Below are 14,811 nucleotides of genomic sequence, written 5' to 3' on the forward strand. Positions count from 1 at the left end.
AGTTTGTTACTTAGGACCAAGGTCTAATGTTGCAATTTTTCATTTTACTTTACGTTTAGCTTTACAGTTTGAACTAACAATTGTGGTTGCTGATTTTAACTTTTACTTGACTATCAGCTAGAATCAGCAAGTAAATTTACAACTTTAAAAACCTCACTATTTATACTGACAGTAGGGCTTCATGTTAGTAATTTTTAGTAGTGTTAAGTGTCTTTATAATAAATAAGGTGAATGTGGTGCTTCAAGATTATCGTAAACACATAGAACAGCGCGCGGCAGAAGGTGTAGTTCCAAAACCATTAGATGCAGAACAAGTGGCTCAATTAATTGAGTTAGTTAAGAGCCCTCCTGCGGGTGAAGAAGCGCTAATATTAGATTTGTTGGTTAATCGTGTCCCGCCTGGTGTTGATGATGCGGCATATGTCAAAGCTGGCTTTTTAGCAGCAGTTGCAAAAGGTGAAGCAAGTTCGCCAATTTTGGATACTACACGTGCAACAGAGCTGTTGGGTACTATGCTAGGCGGCTATAACATTCAGCCAATGATTGATTTGCTGGAAAATGATGCGTTAGCGTCGACAGCAGCGGCTGGTTTAAAGAAAACACTCTTAATGTTCGATGCATTTTACGATGTGAAAGAAAAAGCCGAAGCAGGTAATGCAGCAGCTAAAGAGGTCATGCAGTCATGGGCTGATGCAGAGTGGTTTACCTCTCGCGATAAAGTAGCGAATAAAATTACCGTTAAAGTATTTAAAGTTACTGGTGAGACCAATACTGATGATTTATCACCAGCACCAGATGCTTGGTCTCGTCCAGATATTCCTGTACATGCTAAAGCCATGCTTAAAATGGCGCGAGATGGTATTAATCCTGATGACGATGGAATTGTTGGTCCAATTGAGCAAATCGAAGCATTACAAAAAGATGGTATTCCTTTAGCTTATGTAGGTGATGTTGTTGGTACTGGTTCTTCTCGAAAATCTGCTACCAATTCTGTGCTCTGGTTTATGGGAGATGATATTCCACATGTTCCTAATAAACGCACTGGTGGCGTTTGTTTAGGTGGAAAAATAGCACCAATTTTTTATAACACGATGGAAGATTCTGGCGCATTACCAATTGAATTAGACGTACAAAAAATGAATATGGGTGATGTTATCGACATTTACCCTTATGAAGGGGTAGTTAAAAATGCCGCTGGTGACGTTATTTCTGAGTTTGAATTAAGCCCAGTGTTACTTGATGAAGTGCGTGCAGGTGGTCGTATTCCATTGATCATTGGCCGCGGTTTAACAGGACGAGCGCGCGAAGCGCTAGGTTTATCAGAAGCAGACTTATTTGCTAAACCTATAGATCCCGCTTCTTCAGCCAAAGGCTTTACATTGGCGCAAAAAATGGTGGGTAAAGCTTGCGGTGTTGACGGTGTTCGCGCAGGTCAATACTGTGAGCCGAAAATGACAACTGTTGGCTCTCAAGATACAACAGGGCCAATGACTCGTGATGAATTAAAAGATCTGGCTTGTTTAGGCTTTTCGGCTGACTTAACTATGCAGTCTTTCTGTCATACTTCGGCGTATCCTAAGCCAGTGGACGTGCACACTCATCACACTTTGCCTGATTTTATGATGAACCGTGGCGGTGTTTCTCTTCGACCTGGTGATGGTGTTATTCATTCGTGGCTAAACCGAATGTTATTACCTGATACGGTGGGTACCGGCGGTGATTCACATACACGATTCCCTTTAGGAATTTCTTTTCCAGCAGGTTCAGGCTTAGTTGCCTTTGCTGCCGCAACAGGTGTGATGCCTTTAGATATGCCTGAATCTGTATTAGTTCGCTTTAAAGGTGAAATGCAACCGGGCATTACACTACGTGATTTAGTACATGCAATTCCATATTACGGTATTAAAAATGGTCTACTGACAGTTGAAAAAGCAGGCAAAGTCAATGAATTCTCTGGCCGAGTGTTAGAAATCGAGGGTTTAACGGGTCTTACAGTCGAGCAGGCATTCGAATTGTCTGATGCTTCTGCTGAGCGCAGTGCGGCGGGTTGTACCATAAAGCTTGAAGAAGATGCAGTAAAAGAATATCTAGAATCTAACATTGTGATGCTTAAATGGATGATCAGTGAAGGTTACGGTGATGTGCGTACTATCGAACGTCGTATTCAAGGTATGGAAGCTTGGTTATCAAATCCGTCGTTAATGTCGGCAGATAGTGACGCAGAATATGCTCATGTACTTGAAATTGATTTAAGCGAAATTAAAGAGCCAATCGTATGCTGTCCAAACGATCCTGATGATGCGAAGTTATTATCAGAAGTTCAAGGTACAGAGGTTGATGAAGTATTCATTGGCTCTTGTATGACGAACATTGGTCACTTCCGTGCGGCAGGTAAGCTACTAGAAGATTTCGGTGGCACATTAAGTACTCGTATGTGGGTTGCTCCACCAACCAAGATGGATCGTGATCAACTAACGGAAGAAGGTTACTATTTTACTTATGGAAAAGCAGGTGTGCGCATCGAAACGCCAGGGTGTTCATTATGTATGGGTAACCAAGCTCGTGTTGCTGAAAAGTCGACGGTATTGTCGACGTCAACGCGTAACTTCCCTAACCGTCTAGGAACAGGAGCAAATGTTTATTTAACATCTGCTGAGCTTGCGGGCGTTGGCGCTATTTTAGGTAGATTACCTACGCCTAGTGAATATATGGAATATGCGAAGAAAATTGATGCAACAGCTGCTGATACTTATCGCTATTTGAATTTCCATAAGATGGATCGCTACACAAAGAAAGCGGGGAAGGTAATTATTCAAGAGCCAGCATAATTTGATATTAAGCTCGTGGTAAATCCTACTATTTGTTTAGCGTTTTTATAGCCAATAGCAAACACCAATTGTGTAAAGATATAAAGGTCAGCATTGCTGGCCTTTTTTGTGAATAAAACATGAAGCTTTAAAACTGTGTAGGCTTCATTTCTATAATTTTGTATATGTAAGGCTTTTAATGGACAGAGTAGAGTAGAGTAGCTTATATACTCGATTTACTAGGCCATTTTGAAATGGAACTTCTTGCCCTCGCTCTTTTTGTTTTTTCTACGTCTGGTACACCAGGCCCTAACAATATTATGCTGTTAAGTTCCGGCGTAAATTTTGGTATTAAGAAAAGTTTGCCACACATTTTAGGTGTCAATTTAGGCTTTCCCATCATGGTAATCGCTGTGGGAATAGGGCTAGTGTCGCTATTTAATCAGTTTCCTCAGCTTTATACATTGATGAAAGTTGTTGGCATAGGTTATTTATTATTTTTAGCGTTTAAAATTGCTCAAACTCCGGTCTCCGCAAACACTAAGCAACAAGCGAAGCCGATATCATTTGTACAAGCAGCTGCATTTCAATGGGTTAACCCTAAAGCTTGGATTATGGCCATCAGTGCAATTGTTGCATTTTCCTCGGCAGCGGAAGCTTCATTAGCAGAAGTTGTGTGGATTGCTTTGGCCTATTTATTGTTTGGATTACCGTGTTCATTTGCTTGGTTATCTGCCGGCGTAGGGTTAAAAAAAGTGCTTAATAACCCGTTGTTTGTCATATGGTTTAATCGTGCGATGGCAGTATTACTTGTAATCTCAATTGTCCCAATGATCAATGTTCAAATAATGTCATAGGAAAAGCTCAAGAATAACAGGAGATATACTTTTTCTTAATTACGAAGGATAATAGCAATGCATATTTAATGCGCTCGCTTAACTTCAAGGTCATTTATGAACGAACAACCGAATAACCCACTTCACGGTAAAAAGCTCGAAGCTATTTTAAATGAGCTTGTAGACAAAATTGGTTGGGAGAAAATGGGACAAACAGTGAATATAAATTGTTTCAACAAAGACCCTTCAATTAAGTCGAGCTTAAAATTTCTTCGGAGAACACCATGGGCAAGAGCAGAAGTAGAAGAAATGTATATTAATGTCTTTCATGGCTTTCAATGGCCTGATTCACAGTAGCAATTCACCTTTTACCGAGTTTCTTTGCGACTTTTTTCATGTGTAATCTAAAACTTTTATCGAATTTAGACTCTCCGCAGTTGAAGCTTGAATAAGCTTTAACTCCTTCTATTCCAACTTTTGATAGGTCTTCTTCGATACCACATCGACCGTCTTCACCTTTGATTATTGATAAGTCGTCGCTGTAACGTACGGTATTTTTTTCTTTTTTCTGTGCTCGGGTTAAAGGAACAACTGACTTAGGCGCCGGTAGTGGGTTAGGGTGCATAGCTGACACTGATCTATGTTGCTGAAATTGATTCACACTGTCTTCAATTACTTGGTTACTGATAGATTCCCGCAATCTGTCTAGTTGTTTAAATGCTTCTGCTTTAATCGAGGCTTCTCCCTGGGTGCTTGTTAGGATTTGTTTATTAACCTCAGGCTTTGGTGTGTGTGTGCTTGCTTTATTTGGCGGGTTTGATACTACTTCTTTTACTCTTTCGGTCACTTCTTCTACGTCTGAAGTTGACACTTTACTTTTAATAACTTCTACAGCTTGCTGAACAGGTACTTCCTTAATCGGGGCTTCTTGCTCAATAGGGGGCGGCGTAGTTGGTGTGTAAAGGTAGCTACTAATCGTTTCTGGTGGCTTTTCTATATGAATAGGCTTTTCGATAGTTAAAGACACTAACCCAAATAAAGCTAAATGCACAAAAACAGAGGCAATTATGGCAATAGCTGTTCCTTGCTTCACTAATATTTTTATCCGTAACTAAAACTAGTGGCTAAATAGACTGACTAATTGGCAGTAAGTTCATTTTCAGTATGTACTATTCAAATGATAGTCAAAGTATTACTATTACCTGGGGTATAATGTATACAATAAGTCAAATGAAATACTTTTCTTTCTATAAAATTGCTTTGTTAATGTGTTTAGTGCTGGCTTCATTCTTTTTTAGCAGCCAACTAGTGGCAAATAATGTTAACCGAAATATTGTTGATCGTTTTGGTGTCCCGCAAAAGGCTGCGGAATATGATCAATATAAAAATCAGCGCTTTAATCCTTTATTTGATATGGGCGCATGGCATGGCTTTACTTTGCCTGACGATGCTAAATATTACGGAGCCTTTACCGGGCCAATGGTGATATTCGAAGAATATAGTTTATTCATCGCTTCAGCGCTGGAAAGACTTTCCGTAGAATTAGTGAATGAAAAACGTAAATTTCAATTAGAGCAAAGTAATCCACAAATTTACGCGATACCTGGCGCACTCGTTCAAGAATTTAGTAATGATAAATTAACACTTAAACTTACACTTAGATTTGTTTCAAATCGAACGGCATTAGTGTTAACAGAAATAATTAACCATTCTAGTGAAAATTTAACACTTAAATTAACGTGGCAAGGAGAGCTTTTTAAAGATGAAAACGGGCAAGCCAATTTAATAATTACACAAGAAAACTTAGCCCATAACGATTATCAAAGCTTAGTGTTTAAATATGGAAAAGTAAGAAGTAAATGGCAACGTATGTCCGGCGGTAATAACCGGTATGTCATTACGCGATCAATTAAAGCCATTTCGAAAATAAATCAAAGAAAAAAGTCTTACGCAAGCGAAGTCAAGCTCACTATAGTGCCTCAAGAAACAAAACACATTAGTACACTGCAAAGTTACTATCACAACGATGAAGAGCACGAAATCGAAGCTAACCATTATTCAAATTGGTTTAGTGAATATCAAGACTTACTTGCACAAAATAAATTGCGCTGGCATCACTATAATAAAGGGAAAGATCCTCTAGCGATTAAGTCGATAGAAACGCTAATTGGCAATTGGCGAAGCCCTGCGGGGGCGATTAAACATGACGCTATTACGCCTTCGGTAACGGCAAGATGGTTTAATGGTGTTTGGGCTTGGGATAGTTGGAAACATGCTGTTGCCTTGGCTGCATTTAATGGGCAGTTAGCTAAAAATAACGTTAGAGCAATGTTTGACTATCAGATTAATGAAGAAGACGTGCTAAGGCCACAAGATGCAGGGATGGTTATTGATGCAGTCTTCTATAATAAAGCGCTTTATAGAGAGGGAGACGGCGGCAACTGGAATGAACGAAATACCAAGCCGCCATTAGCAACATGGGCGGTGTGGGAAATTTATCAAAAAACTAATGATCTTAACTTTGTTAAAGAGTTGTTCCCTAAACTTCAGGCATATCACAATTGGTGGTATCGAAATAGAGATCATAATAATAATGGTCTTATTGAATATGGTGGAACTGTAGATCCAGCTCATACAGAAAATGAGCAATTAATTTTTTATGTGGAATTTGCAAATAAACAACAAGCACTCAAATTAGCAGGGGAAAATAATTGTAAGTATATAGATAGGCTAACTTATCGATGTTTGTCTTTGAATTTGTTAAATAAACTCCAAGTGATGACAAATATTAAGCTGGATATTCCTGTTCAGCATGCGGCTGGCTGGGAGTCTGGAATGGACAATGCGGCTAGGTTTGGCTTTATTACTGATAGCCAGTTGCTTGATTATGCTAATAGCAAAAACATTCCAGCTGGCCAAGCGATGACTGACTGGCAAGTCACAATTTTAGAAAACAAAAACCAAATTGGTGAGTTAGTTGGTTATTCTATCAATCAAGAATCTGTAGAGTTAAATAGCTACCTGTTACTTGAAAAAAGTTTATTAGCGAAAATGGCTAATTTGCTAGGAAAAACGGATTTAGAAAAGGGGTATTTAGCACAGTATCAACAGTTAAAACCTATGATTAGCCAGTGCTTTTTTGATAAAGAAACCGGTTATTTCTACGACCGCCTGTTAAATCCAAATGATAAAAAACTACAATGTACAGGAGAGTTACTATCTTACCGTGGCAAAGGCCCTGAGGGCTGGTCTCCTCTTTGGGCTAATCTAGTATCACCAAGTATTGCTAAGCAAGTGGTTGATGTGATGTTAGACGAAAATGAATTCAATACTTTTGTTCCGTTAGGTACTGCAGCCAAGACCAATCCGGCTTATGGTGCTGATATTTATTGGCGTGGTCGAGTGTGGTTAGATCAAGTTTATTTCGGCATTAGGGCAATGGGAAATTATGGTTATCACACGCAAGCTGCTCAATTAACCCAAAAATTGATTGCCAATGCACAAGGGTTGAAGTCTGACCAACCTATTCGAGAAAATTATCATCCTGAAACCGGAAAAATGCAGGGAGCAACTAACTTTAGTTGGAGTGCTGCGCATTTACTAATGCTAATGAACAATCAGGGTAGACTTATTAGGCAGTAACTAAATAGCTGAAAATAAAATTGCAAATTTTCAAACTATTTACGATTAAAGTGCACCTTATATGTATATACACAATTAAAAGTACATTAAAGGTAGGTAATATCATGAAATATTCAGTTAAAGACTCTTTTCACAAACTAAAAGTTACTGCATTTGCAGCGACCATTACTTTGGCAGCATCAGCTAGTTTTGCTCATTCTTATAAGGATGATGGAAATGATGAAACTGCGAGAGTTATCGCAAAAGGCAAATTAGCTCAAATAGAGCAATTAATTGATGATGGTCTCGATATTAATCAAAATATTGGTAATGACGGTACACCATTGATTATTGCTGTACAGTCTGAGCGAAATGATATCGTCAAGTATCTAGTTGAACGCGGAGCTGATGTTAATAAAGCTAGTATTCAAGACGGAAATCCGTTAATTAACGCCGCATTAACTAATAATGTTGAGTTACTTGACTATTTGCATCGACATGGCGCGCAGTTAGATATCATTGTTGAACATGACGAAACGGCATTAATTAGTGCCTCTAGAGCTGGCAACTTTAAGGCGGTGAAGTTTCTAGTGGAACATGGTGCAGATGTAAATTTATCAGTGCTTGTTGAAAAAATTCGAGGCGATACTGAATTAAGAAGCCCTTTAAATGGTGCAAAAACAAAAGAAATTTATCGTTATTTAATAGCCAATGGCGCCGAAAGTTAACGCTAATAAAATAACTAAATTTTTAAGTAAATTATGCACCCTTGTTTTTTATCCAAAAACGAGGGCTTTGTGTTGATGCTGTAACAAAGTCTTCTTCAATTAACGGCTTGGCCATTAAAAAGCCTTGGCCATAATTCCCACCAAGTTTTTGCAATAGTTTATATTGTTCCTGCGTCTCTATACCTTCTGCAATCGCGTTAATTCCAATGGAATTGGCCAAGTTTATAATTGACTCTAATATAGTTGAACTGTTGTGACCCGCCTCATAACTACTGACAAAGCTTCGATCTATTTTTAGACTATCAAAAGTAAACATATGAAGGTAACTAAGCGACGAATATCCAGTACCAAAATCATCCAGCGAAATTTTTAAGCCCATCTCTCTATATAGCTGCATATTTTTTTGTGTTTGCTTCACATTATTAACCAAGGTTTGTTCGGTTATTTCTAGTGTAATGTGCTTAAGAAGATTAGGTGCTGTTTGCCAATAATGTTTTATATGACTTTTAATAACTTCAGATGCAAAACCAGCACTTGAGAGATTAATACTAAGCCTAAATTCTTCAGGTTTGTCTTCCCAGCGCTCTATGAAGACGATCGCTTGTTTAAATACGTATTCGTCTAATATGGCAATACAACCGTTTTTTTCGAATTCAGGAATAAATTTATCCGGCGGTATAAAACCATGTTCAGGGTGGTTCCACCTAACCAGTGCTTCTGCTGCAATAATGGTGTCTTTTTCTAAACAAACAATAGGTTGAAAGTGTAATACAAACTGGTCTTGCTCAACTGCTGGAATAAGATCGAGTGCAAGCTTGTAGCTTGCTGTTGCTTGTTCGCAATCACTTTTATAAACCTTAACTTGGTTTTTGCCATTAAACTTGGCTTGATACATGGCTTCATCGGCTTGTTTTAATAACGTTTCAGCGGTTGTTTCTTCACCGCTGTTAAAACTCATTCCAATGCTAGAAGAGGTGAAAATTTCAAACTGCTCTATAACAAAAGGTGCTCTAATTGCGTTGATGACTTTGTCAGCGATCTTTTGAGCTTGTTCTAATGTGTTGATCTCTTCTAATAATATGGCAAATTCATCACCGCCTAGACGGCAGACAGTATCTGACTCCCTGATACAGCCTTTAATTCTTTCGGCAACCTGCATTAATAGTTTGTCACCAACGGAGTGGCTATAGGTGTCGTTCACGTGCTTAAAATCATCAAAATCTATAAAAAAGACAGCTAAACGATTTTCCTTATGCCTTAACATTTGTTTTAACGCATGATCAGTTCGGTCAAGAAAAAGTGATCGGTTGGGTAATTTAGTTAATGGGTCGTGCAGAGCTAAAAATGTGAGTTCATTTCGTGCCAGCATTCGCTCTATGGCGCTGTGAATATGCTTGGCAGCAAAGTTTAATAGCATGACATCGTTTTGACCATAAGAGCGCTCAATATCATAACTTTGGATGACGACTATACCTTTCAAATTACTGTTGCCAAATGGTACGCCTAGCCAGTATTGAGGAGTAGAACCTAGTACTTTTAGCTGCTTTTGCTTTATCAACTTAGAAATACTGTACTCATTCAACAGTGTCGGTTGATCAAGTGAGATTGCATGCGTAGTTAATGTCGGTGGATTAACCTCTAGTTTAAACTCTTTACCAACAGGTATTGAGTCTTTATCATCTAGCCCATAACTAATTGATGCAGAAGCATTATCTTCATCAATTAGCGCAATGTAAAAGTTATCTGCATAGGTCAGCTTTTTTACACACTGATGAAGTTGGTAGTAAAAATCGGCTAGAGAGTCTGTTTTGAATATCAGCTCTGCAATATCAAATAACACTTCTTGAATTTTACTGCTGTATTCCAGTTGCTCTACGGTGGCTTGAAGCTTTTCAAATGACCTAGAGCTAGTTATTTTAGTAGCCGCGATAGAGGCCAATACTTTTAGTGTTTGTTCATCTTGTTCGGTATAAAAATTTGAGTCTGGGTGCTCAGAGTCAATAACACCGATCAGCTTTCCTTGAGAAAGCATTGGGACAGCAAGTTCTGACAATCGAATATCGTCATCAACGATATATCCTGGAAATGTTCTGGTATCGCAAATGCGAATGGCTTGCTGAGAAGCAGCACAAGTACCGACGACACCTTGATTTAAAGCGATTTCAATAGGGTCTTTAATAACATAATGTTCTGGGCTCTTATTGCCAAATGCCGCAGCTTGAATAAGCATTTTAGATTCTGGTTCATAAAGGTAAATGACTACGTCAATAAACCCTAGTTGTGCAATTACATTACGAGCTAAGTGCCACAGAGTTTCTTGCACAGAATTTAAGTTCAGCAAGTCAATGGCAAATGCACTAATGATTCCCAAGTGATCTTGATTATCAATTGCTTGATTTGGCAGGAAGCTATTTTCAACCACTATATATACAACCTTTAAAACAATAAGTGATAAAGCTATTATTAATGGTTAACCAGAATGCGCTTTTTTTCAATTAAAAAGCGAATAAACTCATAATAGTTGTTTTCACTTGGTATAGGTTGGCTATTTAATGACAACGTTGTTCAACATCATTTGTCGAAATTTGCCATGTTTCACATTTCCAAAATTTTAAATCACCAAAGTGTCCGTGCTTAAAAGGAAGTTGATCTTGGACTTTATTGAATGCTTTTAATGTCACAGGATCGTCCATATTTGAAAAAGCGTTCCTAATCGTTGTTAATGAAGATTGAATATTGACTTCAGAGCCAAATGTTCGTAATAAATGATGCTCTGGTGCATCATGGTACTTGTCTATCGATACTAAAAGTGAACCACTTGGAGCAAGTCCTGCAAAATAAGTTTCAGCCACTTCTGCAACACGGTTAAGTGTTAGGTTGTAGAAGCCGATATTGTTAGGATTGTTGCGTAAAATATCTGGTACTATAGATAGAGTTTCTATTGTATTTGCCGCTGCAGCCATATAAACAATGGTATCAAGTGACTGGCTTTTCTCGAAATCCGTTTGGTAACGGGTAAGCATATTGTTAAGCACAATAGTGCCCATGCTATGTCCTACAAGCGTTAATTTTATATCAAGTGTAGGGTGTTGTTTCTCTAATTCGAATAATCGACTAAACAAACGGCCTACACCTTGACCAACTCTATTACTGTCACGAACTGATTTATTAAATTCTCCGGTAGGATATGCAATAGCTCTAGCTCTACGTTTCATCATGTCCCAGCTGTCACCTGCAAGCGTGCCATTCCAAACGATACCTGCAACGTACCTTACGGGCGTTACTACCACTAGTGCGCCAGACTTAACGCCATTAACAAATCCTGTATTTTGGTATGTACTGCGATTGATTTTTATGTTTTCAATTTCATTGACGTAGTATTTGTTTGATTCAAACTCGCCAGGATTGTCAAAAAAGTGTTGTGTATATTGATAGTCAGCTTCTTTCCAGACACTGGAGAGAAAATCGTTATTCCAGCCAGAAGCAAACCTGTCTTTGTCATTGGTAAATTGATAATAAACATTGGCTGGAGCTCGCCCAATTGCCGTAAAAATATCTTCGAACAACACAAATGGCGAGCTTAAAATACCCGCCCAAGTAGACGTATCTCTTCCTTCTCTTACCTCAAAGTAATGTTCTTGAATCGTACCTGGTACATTAGATGGCCATGAAATATAAATAGGGTAGTGCCAGTCACTCTGTTCTTGAGTGATCTGAGAAAGCTGACTTTCCATTCTTTCGTCGGTATTTGCGTATGTATTTAAGCCGCCATGAACATAAACGAGTATTTTCAATTCGTTTATCTTATTAATGACATCCTCTGTAATATCGTTGATAGAAGTAACTTCGTCACAAGGAGAATTTGCTTTATTGCAGGCAAGCAAAACTGCTTCTGTGAGCATGCTATCTATTTGAGCGTTTGCATCTTTAATTGGTTTAGGTGTTTGTGAGTTTCTTCTAAAGAAAGGGTATGTAGCAAAATCACTATTAATTAGGTAGCCATGTCGATTAACCCGCAATATATGATTTTCTGCATCTTGTGCATAACTGTCTGTTGTTGGCTTATAAGCGCAAGAACCCGTTGCTAAGGTGATTACTAGAATGAGCAGGAAGTTGACTTGTTTCATAAACGTCCATGTTAATGTGCTATCTTCAAAGAATAGCAGCTAATACAAAAAGTGCTTTGCGGGCAACACTGGAAGTATCAGAATGAGCGCTTGAAATTAAGGTTTAGATTAATTGCTTTTGTTAAAAAGTCGCCATTTCAGAAAACAGTAAGTAAATGGAACACATTAAGGGGTAATAACGCTTTGAATTAAATGGTGGCCCGTCCCTGACTTGAACAGGGGACCTACCGATTATGAGTCGGGTGCTCTAACCAACTGAGCTAACGGGCCATATAGAGTGCTTTTAGACTTAGGAAAAAGCCTTTTGAACAAGCGGGGGCAGTATAAGCATTTTTTATTTTAATGTCACCATAGCGGAAGCAAAAAATTATCTGAATACGTTCAACAGCTTAAAAGTTGAGCATTTAATAAAATTAATCTACTGTTTGGCGATTTTTTTCGCGTTATTGTTAAGGGATTATGCAATGGCTATGGATTCGTTTGCAATAGGAAAACATAGCTCAAAGGTTGTTCCTTCTCCTTGTGTAGACTCAACCTTAATTTCGCCTTTATGGTGCTCAATAATCGCGTAAGATACTGAAAGCCCAAGCCCGGTACCTTGCCCTTCAGGTTTTGTCGTAAAGAATGGTTCAAACAATTTGTTTTTTGTTTTTTCATCCATGCCACAACCATTGTCAGATACAGATATATATACTCTGCGTTTATTTGCCCAAGCTTTAATAGTAATCTTGCCTTGCTCTTCGAGTGAATGAACAGCGTTAACAATCAAGTTAATTAGTACCTGCTGTAATTCGCCTTTGTGTCCCATAATTTTAGGAAGGTCCTCGGTGCATTTAAGGTCGATTTCACTATTATATTTGATGTTATTCCAAGCAATTTTTATGCTGTCGTTTATGATGTCTTTAATAGAGACAGGTTGCAGTTCGGTACTTTCTTCCTTGCGTGAGAATGAGTTTAAGCTACTTACAATTTCCGCTACGCGATCAACGCCTCCGATACATGACTCTATAAGTGGGCCAATATCTTGTTGTGCAAAGGTTAATTCTTCGTTTTCTGGTAAGTGGTTACCTACTTCTTTAATTGCTTGGTTGAATAGTAATATGTAGTCATTTAGTACCGATAGGTTGCTTTTTACATAGCCGATAGGGTTATTTATCTCGTGGGCTATTCCGGCTGCAAGTTGGCCAATAGAGGCCATTTTTTCACTATGCACAAGTTGATTCTGCATCGATGTCAGTTTTTTTAGCGTGTGTTGGAGCTTTTCATAGTTATTCGCAAGTTTCTCTTCAGTAGAGCGTTTTTGGAGCGCAGAAACGAATTGCTGGCCTGCGGTATCTAGGGTTTGTTTTAGCTCTTTGCTGTAACAATAGTGAGGGATATCAATAATCACTAAGTTTACTCTGTTGCGTAAGCGGTGGTAAGTAAATACTAACTGAAAGTCGTGTTCTAAAAATGCGCTGATTTCATGATTGTGAGTAAGCTTTTCAGTAATACGTTGCCACTGACTTTCATTACCGCCAACAAGTGAATATAAACTTGATATGTCTGTACGTTTTGGTAATAACTTTACTAAGTTGTTGTTCTCTTTGTCTAATTTATATGAAATAGCCTGTTCAGGTGTTTTAAAGTCAAATAATATTACAGAAGCATCTTCAAGAAGAAGAGATATTTCTTGTAGAAAATGTGTCAGCATTTCAGCGGTAGAATTATAACTAACATGGTAATTTGCCAAATTCGACAATACCTGCAATTGCGCTTGTCGGTGATTGGCTTGCTCCAATGCGCTGACTAATTCTCGATATGAATCGTATCTATGTTGATATATATCATCGAGTTTTTGCTCTGCAATTTTCTTTGATGCACGTTCATCACGCAACGCTTTTTCAAGCAGTGTTATATGCTTGGTGAGTCGTTCAACTTCTAGTCGGTCGTCACTTTCATTAGGCAATGCTTGTCTCCTTGATGCGTACAACTTATATGTTCAATAGTTACTTGTTGGTTAAAGTGGTTGGCTGCACCATAAATCAAACCTTCAGCTAAGAAGCATACTTGCCGATGTGAGGTATATTTTAACAGTAACTTGTTATTCGATATTTTGTCGAGAATAAGTGAAGGGGTATAAGCTAAAGGGTCAGCTTTTTTCACTTCAATATGAATGACATTTTCAACATGGTCGAGAAAATCAAATATATTATCGCATTTATCGACATGGTGCTTAGCAGCTTCCATTAATTTGGGAAACAATATTTTACCAAAACTAGTTAGGATTTCACTTACTGTAACTCCTAGTATATCGCTCGTAATGGTGAGCAGCTCTACAAGGATATTGTCGTCATACAATTCTGTAGCTATGAAACTGCTGGATGTGGCAAGTTCACTTTTGTCGATGATTTCTAGCCACGTCATTAAGCCGTGGTTTTGTTCGATAAATTCAGCATACCCACAAAAAATTGCACCCTTCATTTTAACTCCACGTATTTATTTGCCTTACTTAGTGAGTTTAGTCTTTGTTTTTCAATATGTTAAATTTTTATCCCTTTTATATTTGTTTAAGGCGCAGCAGGTTCTATAGGCAAGCAATGTATTTTTCTTTTCAATATATAGCTCGGTAATGCATTGCAAAATGCAAAAACACATTCTCGAGTTTTTTCAGAATGAATGTTTAAGAGTTTGATTTTTAATGTTTTATTCG

10 protein-coding genes and 1 tRNA gene are annotated in these 14,811 nt (G+C 38.2%); 5 read left to right on the forward strand and 6 right to left on the reverse strand.

Going from position 1 to position 14,811, the window contains the following annotated elements:
* Positions 1-236 precede the first annotated feature (236 nt).
* The 3 genes from acnB to HII17_RS10930 all read left to right on the forward strand — a co-directional run bounded on the left by acnB (position 237) and on the right by HII17_RS10930 (position 4,000).
* A complete protein-coding gene (acnB, locus tag HII17_RS10920; RefSeq protein WP_169075399.1) occupies positions 237-2,828 on the forward strand; it encodes a bifunctional aconitate hydratase 2/2-methylisocitrate dehydratase in 2,592 nt (863 codons plus the stop codon).
* A gap of 233 nt (positions 2,829-3,061) precedes the next feature.
* Positions 3,062-3,664 (forward strand): LysE family translocator, encoded by a 603-nt coding sequence (locus HII17_RS10925; RefSeq protein WP_169075400.1) that lies wholly within the window; start codon positions 3,062-3,064, stop codon positions 3,662-3,664.
* 96 nt (positions 3,665-3,760) lie between these two features.
* The gene (locus tag HII17_RS10930) at positions 3,761-4,000 is read left to right on the forward strand and encodes a VF530 family protein (RefSeq protein ID WP_169075401.1); all 240 of its coding nucleotides are present in this window, start codon (positions 3,761-3,763) and stop codon (positions 3,998-4,000) included.
* 4 nt (positions 4,001-4,004) lie between these two features.
* Here the strand turns inward: HII17_RS10930 and HII17_RS10935 are convergent, their stop codons facing one another.
* Positions 4,005-4,736 carry a hypothetical protein gene (locus HII17_RS10935; protein WP_169075402.1) on the reverse strand — a complete coding sequence of 244 codons (732 nt, stop codon included), beginning with the start codon at positions 4,734-4,736 and terminating at the stop codon, positions 4,005-4,007.
* Positions 4,737-4,855: 119 nt separating this feature from the next.
* Between HII17_RS10935 and ygjK the strand changes: the two genes are divergently transcribed.
* Positions 4,856-7,285, forward strand: coding sequence for an alpha-glucosidase (ygjK, locus tag HII17_RS10940; protein ID WP_211185329.1), 2,430 nt, complete (start codon positions 4,856-4,858; stop codon positions 7,283-7,285).
* A gap of 104 nt (positions 7,286-7,389) precedes the next feature.
* Positions 7,390-7,992, forward strand: a complete 603-nt coding sequence (locus HII17_RS10945; RefSeq protein WP_169075404.1) for an ankyrin repeat domain-containing protein — start codon at positions 7,390-7,392, stop codon at positions 7,990-7,992.
* Between the two features lie 31 nt (positions 7,993-8,023).
* Here the strand turns inward: HII17_RS10945 and HII17_RS10950 are convergent, their stop codons facing one another.
* From HII17_RS10950 to HII17_RS10970, 5 genes are all read right to left on the reverse strand, one after another.
* Positions 8,024-10,414 carry an EAL domain-containing protein gene (locus HII17_RS10950; protein WP_169075405.1) on the reverse strand — a complete coding sequence of 797 codons (2,391 nt, stop codon included), beginning with the start codon at positions 10,412-10,414 and terminating at the stop codon, positions 8,024-8,026.
* Between the two features lie 127 nt (positions 10,415-10,541).
* Positions 10,542-12,119 carry a hypothetical protein gene (locus HII17_RS10955; protein ID WP_169075406.1) on the reverse strand — a complete coding sequence of 526 codons (1,578 nt, stop codon included), beginning with the start codon at positions 12,117-12,119 and terminating at the stop codon, positions 10,542-10,544.
* Between the two features lie 193 nt (positions 12,120-12,312).
* A tRNA-Ile gene (locus HII17_RS10960) sits at positions 12,313-12,389 on the reverse strand.
* 187 nt (positions 12,390-12,576) lie between these two features.
* Positions 12,577-14,067: a sensor histidine kinase gene (locus tag HII17_RS10965; protein WP_169075407.1), complete on the reverse strand. Its 1,491-nt coding sequence runs from the start codon at positions 14,065-14,067 to the stop codon at positions 12,577-12,579.
* Complete coding sequence (locus HII17_RS10970) at positions 14,040-14,582, reverse strand: heme NO-binding domain-containing protein (RefSeq protein WP_169075408.1); 543 nt, start codon at positions 14,580-14,582, stop codon at positions 14,040-14,042. Before HII17_RS10970 ends, HII17_RS10965 begins: the two co-directional genes overlap by 28 nt.
* Between the last annotated feature and the right edge of the window lie 229 nt (positions 14,583-14,811).

The sequence above is a fragment of the Thalassotalea algicola genome, from assembly GCF_012932965.1.
In the GTDB taxonomy this organism is placed as follows: domain Bacteria; phylum Pseudomonadota; class Gammaproteobacteria; order Enterobacterales; family Alteromonadaceae; genus Thalassotalea_F; species Thalassotalea_F algicola.